Source organism: Amycolatopsis melonis (assembly GCF_040064235.1).
GTDB classification, from domain to species: domain Bacteria; phylum Actinomycetota; class Actinomycetes; order Mycobacteriales; family Pseudonocardiaceae; genus Amycolatopsis; species Amycolatopsis melonis.
In genome coordinates, this window is sequence record NZ_JBDZYD010000024.1 from 1 (window position 1) to 14,702 (window position 14,702).

Genomic DNA, 14,702 nt, shown 5'->3' on the forward strand with positions numbered 1-14,702 from the left:
CACGACCGCGGAGCCCTAGTTCGTGGCCTTGCCCGCTTCGAGTTCGATCGCGGTGACCGCGAGCAGCTTGCCCGTCGCCGAGTCGCGGAGTGCCATGTCGGCGATCTCGGTCTCCGGGCGGGTCGTGTTGCGCCAGTTGCGGACCGTGATGGTGAAGACCGCGCCCGGGTCCGCGTTGCCGAAGTAGCCGACCTTCTGGTCGATCACCCGGCGGCGCAGGAACTGCTCGTCGCCACGGCCGAGGGAACGCCACAGGCGCAGCAACGCCGTGTCGAAGATGGAGAAGTACGACGCGAAATACACCAGTCCCGCGCCGTTGATGTCCCGCGTGACGTCCAGTTCGTACTCGACGGTGAGTTCGGGGCCCGCCACGGCGAATCCCGGCGGGGCAGGCTCACAGAAACCGCCCGCCTCGCGGGCCCGGCCGACGAGCGTGCGCGGCGAATACTCGTTCGGCAGGCGCGGCAGGTCCGCGAAGGCGAAGTCGGGGGGCGAGGTCCGGGCCAGGCCCCGGTTGCTGTCCGGGCGGCTGCGGGCGATCCAGCGGTTGAAGTTCTCCGCGTACATGCAGTCCGGGTGCGGATCGTCGTACACCTCCGCCGGATCCAGCGGCGTGTCCGGCAGATCGAGGTCGGCGGGCGCGAGCCGGTGCAGCGTGAGCACCGACTGGCTGCCGAACTGGAACACCCGGGAACTCACCCGCAGCTCGTCGCCGAACGTGAGCCCGTGGGGGTGGATGGTCTTCCCGCCGCGCACGCGGTAGTAGTAGAACGACAGGTAGGCGGGCTGTCCCTCCGCCGTGCGTGCCGCGTGCACGTTGGTGCGGCAGGCCGCGGCCACCGCATCCCAGGTCCAGTCCCCGATCCGGCCGAAGACGAGTGACCCGCCGCTGCACATCCCCGGGGAGACGACCACCCGCCGGGACACCGAGCTTGCGTCCGGCATGCTGTCCACTGACATCACTTCACCACCGTTGTCAGGCCGCCGCTTCGGCGGGATCGACCGGCCCGGCGAGCCGGCGTTGCTCCATCAGCCTGGCGACGTCGCCGACCGTGGCGAGCTCCAGCAGCTCGTAGTCGTGGATCTCGATGCCGAGCCGGTTGCTCAGCACGATCGAAAGTTCCACCGCGGTCAGGGAGTCCAGCCCCACCTCGGCGCAGCCCGCGGCCGGGGTGATGTCCTCCGTCCGCAGCTGGATGTCGTCCACCAGGATGCGCTTGAGCACCTCATACATGACTTGCCCTCCTGTCGGTGGTTCCCGTGCCGGATTCGCGCAGGGCGAGCGCCACGTCCACGATGAGGTCCTCCTGGCCGGCCACCGCCTGACGGCGGCCGAGCTCGAAGAAGACGTCACGCGGGTCGACGCCCTCGCGTGCGGAGATGTCGAGCACGCGGGCCTTGAACCCGGAGAACACCCCGGCCAGACCGCTGACGATGGAGATGGAGTCGACCTTGGGCGGGGCGGGCATCAGCTCGCGTTCGGCGATGTCCGCCGCGTCCAGGAGCCGGTACAGGTCGATGCCGGTGCGGTAGCCGACGCGTTCGAGCACCGGCACCAGCACTTCCAGCTGGGTGTTTCCGGCGCCGGCCCCGAATCCGCGGGCACAGGCGTCCAAAATGGACGCTCCGGCGTCGGCGGCCGCGATCGAGTTCGCCACGGCCATGCCGAGGTTGTTGTGGCCGTGGAACATCACCGGCACGTCGACCGCGGCGCACATGGCCGAGATCCGCTCGGTCACGTCGGCAGGCAGGTAGTGACCGGCGGAATCCATGATGCCGACCCCGGTCGCGCCGAACGCGACCAGCTGCGCGCAGTGCTCGGCGAGCTGCGCGGGGGTGGCCATGTGGCTCATCAGGAGCACGGCGTGTGCCTCGACCCCCCGCTCGCGCAGGAACCCGAGGTGCCGTTCGGCCAGGCTGGACTCGGTGCAGTGGGTGCCGATGCGGACCAGGTCGACGCCGTGGGCGACGGCCTTCTCCAGGTCGGCGATCGACCCCCAGCCGGGCAGCATGAAGACGCCGAGCTTGCTCGTCGTCAAGGCGTCCCGGGTGATCGACAGCATCTCGTCGTCGCTGAGCCGGGCCCGGCCGACCTGGAGCGACGACGCGCCCAGCCCGTTGCCGTGCCCGACCTCGACCACCGGGATGCCCGCGGCGTCTGCGGCCAGCGCGTAGGCACGCAGCTGGTCGGCACCGAGGCTGTGGCGGACGGCGTGGTGGCCGTCGCGCAGGCTCGGGTCGTGGATCAGGATCGGCTTTGCCTCGGTCATGAGTTCACCACACCTGCCGTCGAAAACCGGTCCGCCGCATAGCTCTCCGCGACCAGGAGCGCAGCGGAATTGATGATGTCGAGGTTGCCGGCGTACTTCGGGATGCGGTCCCCGTGCGAGGTGACCTCCACGGCGACGAACGCCCTGTCGCCCTCGGCGGTGCAGGCCTTCACCTCGTACCCGCGGGCGAAGGTGCGGACATCGGCCGCGGCGCGGTCGACTGCCGCGCGGACGGCTTCGAGGGTGAGTTCCCGGCCCAGCAACGACATGGCGACCCGAAACGTCGCCGGCGGCCGCGCCGGGCTGACGTTGAGGATCGCCTTGACGTCCTGGACGCCGGTGAAGGTGCGGACCGCTTCGGCCGTGGTGTCGATGTACTCGTCGAGGTTCATCCGCGTGCCGCGGCCGATGCTGAGGCTGGCGGCGGTCGTCACGACCTCGATGTAGTCGACCGCGCAGTCACGGGTGATCGCGTGCAGGATCGGCACCGCCGCCTGGCCGCCGCAGCTGACCATGCTGACGTCGCGGTGCGCGGCGATGTCCGCCCGGTTGACCGTCGGGAAGATCATCGGCCCGTTGCGGCTCGGCGTCAGGTCGACGATCATCGTGCCGAACGGCGCGAGCTTCTCGACGTGCTCCAGGTGGGCGGAGGCGTTGGTGGCGTCGAAGACCAGGTCGAACGGGCGCTCGGCGTCCACAAGGGACTGGACGCCGCCCGCCGCGACCGGCACGCCGAGCTTGGCCGCCTGCCGCAGTCCCGAAGTGGCTTCGTCCCGGCCCGCGACGAGCCCCAGGTCGAGGTGGTCGGAACGGATGACCTTGGTCATCAGGTCGATGCCGATGAGGCCGGCGCCGAGCACCGCCACGGACAGCCGGCCTGCCGCTGTCCGCGAGCCGTTGTCGGTCATTCGTCACTCCTGACGCGAGAAAGCCTGGTTGCCGGCCACCATGGTCGCAGCCGCCGGCTCCGGCGGACGTCTCCGAAGCTGCGAACCGGGCAGGCGCGGTGCGCAACAAAGGAGGTGCCCCGCTCCGGCGCCCTGAGCATGCTGAACGGGAACCGCGCCGACCGGGAGATGATGGAGCCTGCACCGTGGATCAGTATCCGCTGAGTACCAAGCAGAAAGACCCGTCAGGCGAAGCGCGCTCGCCCCGGCACGTCGTCGCACTCGCCCTCCGCATCAAGGGAGAACTGGACGTCGACGCGCTCCGGGGCGCGCTCGACGAGGTCGTGGCACGGCAGGAGGCCCTGCGCACGCGGCTGCACTACGACGAGCACGACGGCTCGGCCGGATTCCAGGAAGTGCTGCCGCCGCAGCCGGTTGCGCTCACCGTGCACGACACTCCGCTGCCTCCCGGCCGCACGCGCGACGAGCGGGCGTTCGAGGTGCACCGGGCGCTGCACCACGCGGAACTCGCCTATTCCGTCACGCCGTCCCTGCGTGCCGAGCTGTACCGCTTCGACGCCGAGGACGCGGTGCTGACCCTGGTGACCCACCACCTCTTCAGCGACGGCTGGTCGTCCGACGTGCTCCGCCGCGAGATCGCGGCGTGCTACCGGGCCGAGGTGACCGGGGTCCCGCACACGCTGCCGGACCCGGCACCGTACGGGAAGTTCGCCACCTGGCAGCAGGAGTTCCTGCGCAGCGACCAGGCGGCGGAGAACCGCCGGTTCTGGGGTGAGACGCTGGCCGGCGCCGAGCTGTACACGATGCCCGCCGACCGGCCGCACGGCCCCGAGACGCAGGCGCCGCGCAACGAGGTGCAGACCTTCTTCCTCGACCCCGGCCGGTTCGCCGAGGTGACCGCGGGCGCGGCCCGGCTCCGCTGCACGGCGTGGCACGTCTTCCTGGCGGCGTTCATGGTGCTCGCGGAACGGGTCTCCGGCCGGACCGACCTCACCCTGCTCACCATCAACAACGGGCGGCAGGCCGAGGAGTTCTACCACACCATGGGTTTCTTCACCGACCTCGTGCCGGTGCGCGTCGAATTCGGGGACTGCACGAGTTTCCGCGACCTCATGGCCGTCGCCCGCCGGGCGAGCGGGGACGCCCAGCGGCACCGGCTGCCGTTCGAGACGATGCTGGAGCTCGTCCCCGACCTGATGAAGGCGGCGCAGGATCCGCTGGCACTGGTGCCGGGCTTCAACTACGTCCGCTCGCCGAAGGCACAGGAGCAGACCGAGTTCACCACCAGCGTCGAACCGGTCGTGCCGCCGGAAGAGGTGTCGGTCTCCCACCACCGCGGCGCGCTCATCTGGACCTTCCTCGTCCTGCCCTCCGGCGAGCTGCGGTGTGTCATGGAGTACGAGCCCGACGCGGTCGACGCGGCCACGATCCACCGCTGGGGCACCGAGTTCGTCGAGCTGGTGCAGGCCATTCCCGACTCACCCGACCAGCACTGGAAAGACCGCCGGTAACCGCCGGCCACCGGCACCGAGTCGTGGAGGTTCTCATGCCGACAGACATCGACGTATGGCTCCAGGCGAGTCCGAACAACACGCTGCCCGAGTTCGGCGACCCGCTGGTGCTCGCGGCCGAGTCGTTCAACCGGGCCCACCCCGGCTACCGGGTGCGCATCCGCCGGATCGAGGCCCACCTGCTGCCGCAGAAGGTCGCCGAGGCGGTCGAACACGGGAATCCGCCGGACATCGCGGAGTACATGTACTCGTCGATGCAGACCGCGCTGGACACCCGTGCCGCCAACGGGGATCCGCTGTTCGTGCCGGTCGAGCGCGCGATCGACGGCCGGGCCAAGATCCTGGGCGAGCCGGTCGTCGTCGACGACCTCGTGCCCGCGGTGCGGGACTACTACACCGTCGGCGGGGAGCTGGCCGCCATCCCGACCTTCGTGTCGACGAACATCTTGTTCGCGAACCGGACCGTGCTGGCCGCCGCCGGGATCGAGCGGCTGCCGTCGACCTGGGCGGAGCTGGAGGCCGCGTGCGCCGCCGTCGCCGCGCTGCCGGACGGCCCCGGGCACGGGGTCAGCTGGCCGAACTACGGCTGGGTGTTCCACCAGGAACTCGCCGGGCAGCGCGGGGTGCTGGTCAACAACGGCAACGGCCGGTCCGGCCGGGCCACCCGCGTCTTCCTCGACTCCCCCGAGCTGCTCGCCTACGCGCGCTGGTGGAAGCGGATGCTCGACGACGGCCACTACCTGCCCACCGAGGAACTCCACTACTTCACCACGATGCAGGCCTTCGCGCGCCAGGAGATCGCGTTCGTGGTTTCGTCCTCGGCCATCGGCCGGATGCTCGGCGAAATGGCCGCCGAGGCGGGCTTCGAACTCACCGCGGGCCAGCTGCCGCGGCCGGTCGCGGACTGCTCGCCCGGTGGCCCGGTCGCCGGCGAGGCGCTGTTCCTCGCCCGTGGCCTGGCGAAGGAGAAGGAGGACGGCGCGCTCGCCTTCCTGCAGCACCAGCTCAACGACGTGCACGCGGTGGCCCGCCTGTACGACCCCGCGAGCCCGATGACGTCGCTGCCGATCACCCTCGCCGCCCTCGGGCAGGCGACGGCCGACGAGTGGCCCGAGCCGTTCCCCGGCTACCGCGCGGCGATCGAGCAGGTGACCACGGCCGAGCGCACCCCGGCCGGGGCGGGCCCGGTGGCGGGCAACCTCAACGGCATCAACATCGCCCTGACCGAGGCGATGGCGGACGTGCTGCTCGAGGGTGCCGAGCCGGCGGCCCGGTTCCGGCTGGCGACCGAACAGGCCCAGCGCGTGCTCGACCGGTACAACGCCGCGGCACTGGCCTACCCACCGCGGACTCCCGACGAGCTGGAGGCGGGCTGACCGTCTCCGTCGTCTCCGGCAGTGCGCCGTCGTGTTCCCCACCGGGCAGGCAGGGAGATGAGCACGACGGGCCGCCGGGGGGAGAGTGGAAACCGCCGGCCCCCGTTTGCCTTCCCACCGCGCCCGTCTGCCCGCCGACGAAAGAGAGCAGCACGACGATGTCCCCCTTCACCAACATGTTCGTCGACCACGTCGAGTTCTCGGTGACCGACATCCAGGCGAAAGCCGCCTGGTGGGTCGGCAGCTACGGCTTCGCCGTGAGCGCGACGTCGGACGAGGACGCGCCCGCGCGGTCGATCGGGCTCACCCACCGCCAGGTCGAGCTGGTGCTCACCGAGGCGAAGGACGACGGCCACCCCGCCGCCGCGTACGTGCGCAAGCACGGTGACGGCGTGTCCGGCATCGGCCTCGGGGTCGCCGACGCCGAAGCGGCGTTCCACGAGGCGGTCCGGCGCGGTGCCCGCCCGGTGTCCGCGCCGGCCACCGTCGACGGGGTGACCACCGCGTCGATCATCGGCTTCGGCGACGTGGTCCACACCTTCGTCACGCGGGCGGCCGGGGTGTCGCCGCGGGCGCTGCCCGGGCTGCGGCCGGTGGAGTTCTCCGGCGACTTCGCGGTCGCGCTCGGCGAGGTGGACCACTTCGCCATCTGCGTGCCCGGCGGCCTGCTCGACGAGCACGTCGAGTTCTACCGGGACGTGCTGGACTTCGAGCTGACCTTCGCCGAGCGGATCGCGGTCGGCAAGCAGGCCATGACCACGAAGGTGGTGGAAAGCACCTCCCGCGCGGTGACCCTGACGCTCATCGAGCCGGACGTTTCGCTGGAACCCGGCCACATCAGCGAGTTCCTGCGCGACCACGAGGGCGCCGGTGTGCAGCACATGGCCTTCGCGACCGACGACATCCTGACGACGCTGGACGCCCTGCGCGAGCGGGACATCGCCTTCCTGAACGCGCCGGGCAGCTACTACCAGCTGCTCGCCGAGCGGGTGGACCCGGTCCGGTACCCGATCGAGGAACTGCGGCAGCGCAACATCCTGATCGACGAGGACCACGACGGGCAGCTCTACCAGATCTTCGCCGAGTCCGTGCACCCGCGGAACACGATCTTCTTCGAGCTCATCGAGCGGCTCGGGGCACAGGGATTCGGCAGCGGCAACATCACGGCGCTGTACGAGGCGGTCGAACTCCAGCACCGCCAGGACCAGGAGCACGGCCGGGCGGCCTAGCCCACCCAGACCTTGACGAGGAGAACGGCATGGCAGCCCTTTCGATCCCCGCCCGGTTCGCCGAGCAGCTCGCGCGGACCCCGGACGCGACGGCGGTGACCGAAGCCGCGACCGGCGCGACGCTGACCTATCGGGAACTGGACCGGCGGGCCAACCGGCTCGCGCAGCACCTCATCGGCCTCGGCGCCGGGCACGAGGACCCGGTCGCGGTCCTGATGGAACGGTCAGCGGGCCTGGTGGTGGCGTTCCTCGCCATCCTCAAGGCCGGCGCGGTGTACCTGCCGATCCACGAGTCCTACCCGGCCGACCGCCGTCAGTGGGTGGTCGACCGGGCGGGCGCCAAGGTGCTGGTGACCGACGCGGTGACGCGCGCGGCGGGGCTGCCCTCCGGTGTCCCGGTCGTCGACGTGAACGACCCGGCGCTGGACGGGGAACCGGACGGCGAGCCGGGCGTGACCGTCCACCCCGGACAGCTGGCCTACGTCATCCACACCTCGGGGTCCACCGGCCTGCCGAAGGGCGTCGCGGTGACCCAGCAGGACGTCGTGCGGCTGCTTGACGATCCACAGTGGACACCCGAGCGGTACGAGCGGTTGCTGCTGCTGGCGCCGTACGCCTTCGACATCTTCGTCTTCGAGGTCTGGCTGCCGCTGCTGCACGGCGGCCGGATCGTCGTCGCGCCGCCGGGACGGCTGGAGCCGACGGTGCTGCGCCGGCTGATCGAGACGCACGGGATCACCGGGCTGCACTTGACCGCGGGCCTGTTCCGCGTCATCGCGGAAGAGGCGCCGGAGACGTTGCGCGGGCTGCGGGAGGTGCTCACCGGCGGCGACGTCATCGCGCCGACCGCGGTCAGCCGCGTCCTGGAGGTCTGCGACGGCCTCGTCGTCCACGCGACGTACGGCGCGACCGAAGCGACCGTGCTGTCCACCAGCCAGCCGCTGACCGCGGAGACGCCGATCGGCACCACCGTGCCGCTCGGCGGGCCGCTGACCGGCGTCACCATCCGGGTGCTGGACGACCGGCTCACGCCGGTGGCCGACGACGCGGTCGGCGAGATCTGGCTCGCCGACGGCGGTCTCGCCCGCGGCTACCTCGGCCAGCCCGGCCTCACCGCCGAGCGGTTCGTGGCCGACCCGTTCGGCGCGCCCGGCTCGCGCATGTACCGCACCGGCGACCTGGCCCGCCGCAAGGCCGGCGGCGTCCTCGAATTCCTCGGGCGGGTGGACAGCCAGCTGAAGATCCTCGGCTTCCTCGTCGAACCGGCCGAGGTCGAGGCGACGCTGGCCGGTCACCCGGGGGTCGCGCAGGCCGTCGTCCTGGCCCGCGAGCTGGACAACGGCGAGAAGCAGCTGGTCGGTTACGTCGTCCCGCAGGGCGGCCGGCTCGACGTCGCCGCGGTGCGCGCCCACACCCGCACCCGGTTGCCGGACTACATGGTGCCGTCCGCGTTCGTCGAGCTGGACTCGCTGCCGCTGACCGCCAACGGCAAGCTCGACCGGGCGGCGCTGCCGGAACCGGACTTCGACCAGGCCGCGACCTCGCGCGCCCCGGAAACGGACCTGCAGCGGACCCTCTGCGGGCTCTTCGCCTCCGTGCTCGAAGTGGCCGAGGTCGGCATCGACGACAGCTTCTTCGAGCTCGGCGGCCAGTCGCTGCAGGCCATGCGGCTGCTCAACCGGATCCGCACCGAGCTCGGCGTCGACGTGGTGATCAACGCGCTGTTCGACGCCCCGACCGTGGCCGAGCTGGCCGCGTACGTCGACGCCCAGCAGACCGCGGCCTGAGACGAGGAGAACGCGATGACCGGACCGACCCGGCCGCTGACCGGCGACGAGTACCTGGAAAGCCTGCGCGACCACCGCGAGATCTACCTCTACGGCGAACGCGTCAAGGACGTCACCGAGCACGCCGCGTTCCGCAACCCGGCACGGATGACGGCCCGGCTCTACGACGCCCTGCACGACCCGGCACACCGGGACGTGCTGACCACCGCCACCGACTCCGGCGGCCCCGGCGGCTACACCCACCGGTTCTTCACGACACCGCACAGCGCGGAGGACCTGGTCGCCGACCAGCAGGCCATCGCCGCGTGGTCGCGGCTGGGCTACGGCTGGATGGGCCGCGGCCCGGACTACAAGGCGTCGTTCCTCGGCACGCTGGGCGCGAACGCCGACTTCTACAACCCGTTCGCCGCCAACGCGCGGCGCTGGTACCGGGAGTCGCAGGAGAAGGTCCTGTACTGGAACCACGCCTTCGTGCACCCGCCGGTGGACCGGAACCGGCCACCGGACGAGGTCGCCGACGTGTTCGTGCACGTCGAGAAGGAAACCGACAGCGGGCTGGTGGTCAGCGGCGCGAAGGTCGTCGCGACGAACTCCGCGCTCACGCACTACAACTTCATCGCCCACACCGGCCTGCCGATCAAGGACCGCAAGTTCGCCATCGTGGCCACCGTGCCGATGAACGCGCCGGGCCAGAAACTGATCTGCCGCCAGTCGTATGCCGCGTCGGCCGCGCTGACCGGCAGCCCGTTCGACTATCCGCTGTCCTCGCGGCTGGACGAGAACGACAGCATCCTGGTGATGGACAAGGTCCTGATCCCGTGGGAGAACGTGTTCATCTACGGCGACGTCGCCAAGGTCGGCATGTTCACCGGGCACTCCGGCTTCAACGAGCGCGCGATGTTCCACGGGTGCACGCGCCTTGCGGTGAAACTGGAGTTCATCGCCGGCCTGCTGGCCAAGGCGCTGGACATCACCGGGACCGCGGAGTTCCGCGGGGTGCAGACGCGGCTGGGCGAAGTCCTCGCCTGGCGCAACCTGTTCTGGGGCCTGTCCGACGCGGCGGCGCGCAACCCGGTGCCGTGGCGCAACGGCGCGGTCCTGCCCAACCCGGACTACGCCATGGCCTACCGCTGGTTCTCCCAGGTCGGTTACGCCCGGATCCGCGAGATCGTGCTCCAGGACGTCGCAAGTGGACTGATCTACCTGAACTCCAGCGCACGCGACTTCCACAACGACGACATCCGGCCGTACCTGGACAAGTACCTGCGCGGCTCGAACGGCGTCGACGCGGTCGAGCGCGTCAAGGTGATGAAGCTGCTCTGGGACTCGGTCGGCACCGAGTTCGGCGGACGGCACGAGCTGTACGAGCGCAACTACTCCGGCAACCACGAGAACACCCGGACCGAGCTGCTGCGTGCCCAGCTCGGCGACGGCAAGCTCGACGGCTACCGCGCGTTCGTCGACCGCTGCCTCGCCGAGTACGACCTGGACGGCTGGCAGGTCCCCGACCTGGAGTCGTTCCCCGACCTCGGTGCGGCAGGCCGCGCCGCACTCGGCTGACCCGTGATCATGTTCGGTGAAAGGACGGTCGGCAGATGACAGCCGCCATGGACACCCCGGCGCACGAGCACCGGCTCCCGCCGGAGCCCGGCCTGACCGAGCAGGAGGTACTGGCCCGCGCCGAGCGGATCGCCGAGACCCTCGTCGACCGGCAGCAGGAGACCGAGGACCGCGGGTACTGCGCGCTGGACACGCAGGAAGCACTGAAGAAGGCCGGGTTCTACCGGCTGCTGGTGCCGAAGCGCTACGGCGGCTACGAGTTCGGGATCGACACCCACATGCAGGTGGTGGCCCGGCTCGCCCGCGGGTGCGCGTCGACGGCGTGGATGTACACCTTCGGCGCGTCCCACGCCCACCTGGCGGCCACCCTGTTCAGCGAAGAAGCGCAGGACGAGCTGTTCGCGGACGGCGACTTCATCTGCCCGGGCGTCGTCGCGCCCGCCGGCGTCGCCGAGCCGGCCGACGACGGCGGCTGGATCGTGGACGGCGTCTTCCGCTACGCCTCCGGCTCCCCGTACGCCACCCACTTCGTCGGCCAGACCTTCGTCGCGGGCCGGGAAGGGGAACCGGACGGCCAGCTGATGTTCATCGTGCCGAGGAACCAGTGGGAACGGCTGGACGACTGGGGTTCCCAGATCGGGCTGAAGGGCAGTGGCTCCTCCAGCGTCAAGATCGAGCGGGCGCACATCCCCGCGTACTTCGCGTTGCCGGGCACGCACATGGGGCTGACCTCCGTCGTCGGCGGCACCCCCGGCCTCCGGCTGCACCGCAACAGCCTGTACGGCGGCAGTGTGCTGGCCCCGCTGAACTTCCAGGTCGGCGCGCTGGCCGTGGGCATGGCCACCGCGGCACTGGACGTCTACGGCGAGCTGACGCGGGAACGCCGGATCGCGTACCCGCCGTTCCACCTGCGTGCCGAGGACCCGGACTTCCAGCTGCGCTACGGCGAGGCGGCCGGCCGCATCGCGGCGGCCCGCGCGGCGATGACGGACATGCTGCGGCAGTGGCAGGAGACGGCCGAGCTGGGCAACGCCGACCGGGCGGTGGAGCTGCGGATGTCGATCATCAGCCGCGAAGTCGTGCGGCTGGCGTGGAGCACGGTGTCGGAGATCCTGATGCCGACCGCGGGCACCAGCGCCATCCGGGCGGGCGAACGGCTCGAGCGGATCTGGCGGGACATGTCGACCCTGCACACGCACGCCGGCGTGAACATCTACCTGGCCAGCATCGCCCCCCGTGAGCTCGCGCGGCTGGCGCTCGGCGTCGCGAGCTGAACCCCCACCCCCGTACCGCCATGCTCAGGAGGAACCGGTGATCCACAGTCTGGTGCTGGACCAGCAGATCCAGGAATACGTGACGGACATGTCCCTGCGCGAGGACGACATCGCGCGCGAGCTGCGGGAGGCCACCCTGCAGCTGGGCCTGGCAGGCGGCATGCTGACGCCGCCGGAGGAGGCCCAGCTGCTCGGCTTCCTCGTCCGGCTGACGGGCGCGGCCTCCGTCGTCGAGGTCGGGACGTTCACCGGGTACGGCACGCTGGCGATGGCCCGCGCGGTGCCCGCGCACGGACAGGTCGTCACGTGCGACCTGTCCGCCGAGTGGGCCGGGATCGGCCGTCCGTTCTGGGAGCGGGCCGGCGTCGCCGACCGCGTCCGGCTGGAGATCGGGCCCGCCGTCGACACCCTGGACCGGCTCCTGGCCGAGGGTGCCGCCGGCACCGTGGACTTCGCGTTCATCGACTGCAACAAGGAAAGCTACGCCGACTACTACGAGCGGTGCCTCGAACTGCTCCGGCCCGGCGGGCTGCTGGTGGTGGACAACGTGCTGTGGTCCGGCAAGGTGGCGCGTCCGGGCGTCAGCGACGCGGAGACGGACTCGCTGCGCGCCCTGAACGCCAAGCTGCGCGACGACGACCGGGTCGAGCTGAGCATGCTCCCGGTCTTCGACGGCGTGACACTGGCGCACAAGCGCGCCGGCACCGCGCAAGCCGCGGCCTGAGCGGAGAGCGCGCACGCCCGGCTTGTCGTGAGCCGAAGGGCACCTTCCTTGCGTCACATGCAGGAAGGTGCCCTTCGGTGCGGTGCGGGCCATTCCGGTGCCGTCGCCACACCGCATGCAGGGAGAACGCCGCGGCCCGGGCGGATGCGACGATCCCTGAAGCCGGTCTCCTCGACGCCGGCACTGGGGAGTGAAACGAAATGCTGAACAGAAGACGCGTGCTCACCCTCGGCGGGCTGACCGTGGGCGGCGCGGCCGCCGGGCTCCTGCTGCCCAAGGGCACGCCCCCGCACGTGCAGCCGCTGGCCGACGCGCACATGGGCGGGCAGCTGGCCGGGACGGACATGGCAGGCATGATGCACCACACCGGTGCCGTCCCCGCCGCGGCACCGCCGCCGCCCGTCACCCCGTTCACCACCGCGATGCCCGTGTCGCCGGTCCTGCGCCCGGTGGCGCGCAGCTCCACAACGGACTTCTACCGGCTGGCGATCAGGCCGGCGAACCTGGAGATCTTCCCGGGCACGACGACTCCGCTGCTCACCTACGGCGGTCTCTTCCCCGGCCCGACCATCCGCGCCCGCACCGGCCGCGCCGTGCAGATCGTCTACACCAACGGCCTTGCCGACGGCTCCAACGTCCACCTCCACGGCGGGTACACGCCGCAGGACAGCGACGGCTACTCGATGGACATCGTCTCGCCCGGTGCGTCGCGCACGTACCGGTACCCGAACCTGCAGCAGGGCGCGACCCTCTGGTACCACGACCACGCGATGGGCTTCGAAGCCGACCATCTTTACCGTGGCCTGCAAGGGTTCTACGTCCTCGAAGACGACGCCGAGGCAGGCCTGCGGCTGCCGTCGGGCGAGTTCGACGTTCCGATCATGCTGCGTGACGCGCACTTCGACGAGAACGCCCAGCTGGTCAGCGACTGGCCTGCCCCGCGCGAAACGGTGCTGACCAACGGGAAGATCCAGCCGTACTTCCCGGTCGCCGCGCGCAAGTACCGCTTCCGCCTGCTGAACGCGGCGAACGAGCGGCTCTTCAAGCTGAACCTGGACGGCGCCGAGCTGATCCGGATCGGCTCGGACGGCGGCCTGCTGCCCGCCCCGGTGCCGGAGACCGAGCTGTCGGTCGCCTCGGGCGAACGCACCGACTTCGTGGTCGACTTCGGCAAGGTCGGCGTCGGCAAGCAGCTGGTGCTGTCGGAGGCGACCGCCGGTCCCGTCCTGCGGTTCGACGTCGTGCGGTCCGCGCCGGACCCCAGCCGCGTCCCCGCCGTGCTGCGGCCGCTGCCCGCCCTGCCACCGGCGACGGTGACGCGGGACATCACGATGAGCTTCGACTTCAGCGGCGCCACCCCGCTCGCGCTGATGAACGGGAAGACGTTCGACCCGGACCGGGTGGACTACCGGATCAAGCGCGGCACCACGGAAATCTGGCGCATCCACAACGCCGACGCGGCACCGCTGGACCACACGTTCCACGTGCACCTGGTGCAGTTCCACGTCGTCGACCGCGGCGGCAAACCGCTGCTGCCGGTGGACGCGGGACGCAAGGACACGGTGTTCGTCGCGGCCGGGGAATCGGTCGCGGTCCAGGCCACCTTCGGCGACTACCTCGGCAAGTACGTGTTCCACTGCCACTTCATCGAGCACTCGGTGATGGGCATGATGGGACAGCTCGAAATCGTGCCCTGACCGGCAATCGTAGAGATGAGCCGGGTGAACCGGCCCCGGCAGACTGGGGTCGAGCCGCCTGCGTGGTGAGCGTGCGTGATCCCGTGCCAGCCAGACCGTCCCAAGTGGAATGAGGTTGCCGTGTCCAATCCGTTCGAGGACGCCGACGCCCAGTACCTGGTCCTTGTCAACGACGAAGGGCAGCACAGCCTGTGGCCGGCCGACATCGCCGTCCCGGCAGGCTGGACGACGGCGCACGACGCGGACTCCCGCGCCAACTGCCTGGAGTACGTCGAAGCGCAGTGGACCGACATGCGGCCGAACAGTCTTGTCCGGGCCGAACGGGCGTGACCGGGATGTATCTCCAGCGGCACCCGGAGGACCCGG

At 70.8% G+C, this 14,702-nt stretch carries 13 protein-coding genes; 9 read left to right on the top strand and 4 right to left on the bottom strand.

Annotated features, from left to right (window positions below):
- Nucleotides 1-15: 15 nt before the first annotated feature.
- Genes ABJI51_RS42750 through ABJI51_RS42765 form a run of 4 tightly spaced genes read right to left on the bottom strand, consistent with a single transcriptional unit; the run spans nucleotide 16 to nucleotide 3,178 of the window.
- A complete protein-coding gene (locus ABJI51_RS42750; protein ID WP_348956930.1) occupies nucleotides 16-960 on the bottom strand; it encodes an LnmK family bifunctional acyltransferase/decarboxylase in 945 nt (314 codons plus the stop codon).
- 16 nt (nucleotides 961-976) lie between these two features.
- Entirely contained in the window at nucleotides 977-1,234 is a 258-nt protein-coding gene (locus tag ABJI51_RS42755; protein WP_348956931.1) for an acyl carrier protein, read from the bottom strand.
- Nucleotides 1,227-2,270: a 4-hydroxy-2-oxovalerate aldolase gene (dmpG, locus tag ABJI51_RS42760; protein ID WP_348956932.1), complete on the bottom strand. Its 1,044-nt coding sequence runs from the start codon at nucleotides 2,268-2,270 to the stop codon at nucleotides 1,227-1,229. Before dmpG ends, ABJI51_RS42755 begins: the two co-directional genes overlap by 8 nt.
- Nucleotides 2,267-3,178: an acetaldehyde dehydrogenase (acetylating) gene (locus ABJI51_RS42765; protein ID WP_348956933.1), complete on the bottom strand. Its 912-nt coding sequence runs from the start codon at nucleotides 3,176-3,178 to the stop codon at nucleotides 2,267-2,269. The genes dmpG and ABJI51_RS42765 overlap by 4 nt, the downstream gene beginning before the upstream one ends.
- Nucleotides 3,179-3,363: 185 nt before the next feature.
- On the opposite strand from ABJI51_RS42765, the gene ABJI51_RS42770 reads away from it, so the two are divergent.
- The 9 genes from ABJI51_RS42770 to ABJI51_RS42810 all read left to right on the top strand — a co-directional run bounded on the left by ABJI51_RS42770 (nucleotide 3,364) and on the right by ABJI51_RS42810 (nucleotide 14,666).
- Nucleotides 3,364-4,689 carry a condensation domain-containing protein gene (locus ABJI51_RS42770; RefSeq protein ID WP_348956934.1) on the top strand — a complete coding sequence of 442 codons (1,326 nt, stop codon included), beginning with the start codon at nucleotides 3,364-3,366 and terminating at the stop codon, nucleotides 4,687-4,689.
- A gap of 35 nt (nucleotides 4,690-4,724) precedes the next feature.
- Nucleotides 4,725-6,065 carry an extracellular solute-binding protein gene (locus ABJI51_RS42775; RefSeq protein WP_348956935.1) on the top strand — a complete coding sequence of 447 codons (1,341 nt, stop codon included), beginning with the start codon at nucleotides 4,725-4,727 and terminating at the stop codon, nucleotides 6,063-6,065.
- Between the two features lie 158 nt (nucleotides 6,066-6,223).
- Nucleotides 6,224-7,294, top strand: a complete 1,071-nt coding sequence (gene hppD / locus ABJI51_RS42780) for a 4-hydroxyphenylpyruvate dioxygenase (protein ID WP_348956936.1) — start codon at nucleotides 6,224-6,226, stop codon at nucleotides 7,292-7,294.
- Nucleotides 7,295-7,323: 29 nt separating this feature from the next.
- Nucleotides 7,324-9,081, top strand: a complete 1,758-nt coding sequence (locus ABJI51_RS42785) for a non-ribosomal peptide synthetase (RefSeq protein ID WP_348956937.1) — start codon at nucleotides 7,324-7,326, stop codon at nucleotides 9,079-9,081.
- A 15-nt stretch (nucleotides 9,082-9,096) separates the two neighbouring features.
- Nucleotides 9,097-10,641: a 4-hydroxyphenylacetate 3-hydroxylase family protein gene (locus tag ABJI51_RS42790; protein WP_348956938.1), complete on the top strand. Its 1,545-nt coding sequence runs from the start codon at nucleotides 9,097-9,099 to the stop codon at nucleotides 10,639-10,641.
- Nucleotides 10,642-10,676: 35 nt separating this feature from the next.
- Nucleotides 10,677-11,915: an acyl-CoA dehydrogenase family protein gene (locus tag ABJI51_RS42795; protein ID WP_348956939.1), complete on the top strand. Its 1,239-nt coding sequence runs from the start codon at nucleotides 10,677-10,679 to the stop codon at nucleotides 11,913-11,915.
- 37 nt (nucleotides 11,916-11,952) lie between these two features.
- The gene (locus ABJI51_RS42800; protein ID WP_348956940.1) at nucleotides 11,953-12,639 is read left to right on the top strand and encodes an O-methyltransferase; all 687 of its coding nucleotides are present in this window, start codon (nucleotides 11,953-11,955) and stop codon (nucleotides 12,637-12,639) included.
- A 200-nt stretch (nucleotides 12,640-12,839) separates the two neighbouring features.
- Nucleotides 12,840-14,336, top strand: coding sequence for a multicopper oxidase family protein (locus tag ABJI51_RS42805; protein WP_348956941.1), 1,497 nt, complete (start codon nucleotides 12,840-12,842; stop codon nucleotides 14,334-14,336).
- A 120-nt stretch (nucleotides 14,337-14,456) separates the two neighbouring features.
- Nucleotides 14,457-14,666: an MbtH family protein gene (locus ABJI51_RS42810; protein ID WP_348956942.1), complete on the top strand. Its 210-nt coding sequence runs from the start codon at nucleotides 14,457-14,459 to the stop codon at nucleotides 14,664-14,666.
- The last annotated feature ends 36 nt before the right edge of the window (nucleotides 14,667-14,702 follow it).

Bases quoted from the DNA above. Each gene is read 5' to 3' on its own strand.
- hppD (WP_348956936.1), top strand. From the start codon at position 6,224: ATGTCCCCCTTCACCAACATGTTCGTCGACCACGTCGAGTTCTCGGTG.
- ABJI51_RS42805 (WP_348956941.1), top strand. From the start codon at position 12,840: ATGCTGAACAGAAGACGCGTGCTCACCCTCGGCGGGCTGACCGTGGGC.
- ABJI51_RS42790 (WP_348956938.1), top strand. From the start codon at position 9,097: ATGACCGGACCGACCCGGCCGCTGACCGGCGACGAGTACCTGGAAAGC.
- ABJI51_RS42795 (WP_348956939.1), top strand. From the start codon at position 10,677: ATGACAGCCGCCATGGACACCCCGGCGCACGAGCACCGGCTCCCGCCG.
- dmpG (WP_348956932.1), bottom strand. From the start codon at position 2,270: ATGACCGAGGCAAAGCCGATCCTGATCCACGACCCGAGCCTGCGCGAC.
- ABJI51_RS42775 (WP_348956935.1), top strand. From the start codon at position 4,725: ATGCCGACAGACATCGACGTATGGCTCCAGGCGAGTCCGAACAACACG.
- ABJI51_RS42755 (WP_348956931.1), bottom strand. From the start codon at position 1,234: ATGTATGAGGTGCTCAAGCGCATCCTGGTGGACGACATCCAGCTGCGG.
- ABJI51_RS42785 (WP_348956937.1), top strand. From the start codon at position 7,324: ATGGCAGCCCTTTCGATCCCCGCCCGGTTCGCCGAGCAGCTCGCGCGG.
- ABJI51_RS42750 (WP_348956930.1), bottom strand. From the start codon at position 960: ATGTCAGTGGACAGCATGCCGGACGCAAGCTCGGTGTCCCGGCGGGTG.
- ABJI51_RS42765 (WP_348956933.1), bottom strand. From the start codon at position 3,178: ATGACCGACAACGGCTCGCGGACAGCGGCAGGCCGGCTGTCCGTGGCG.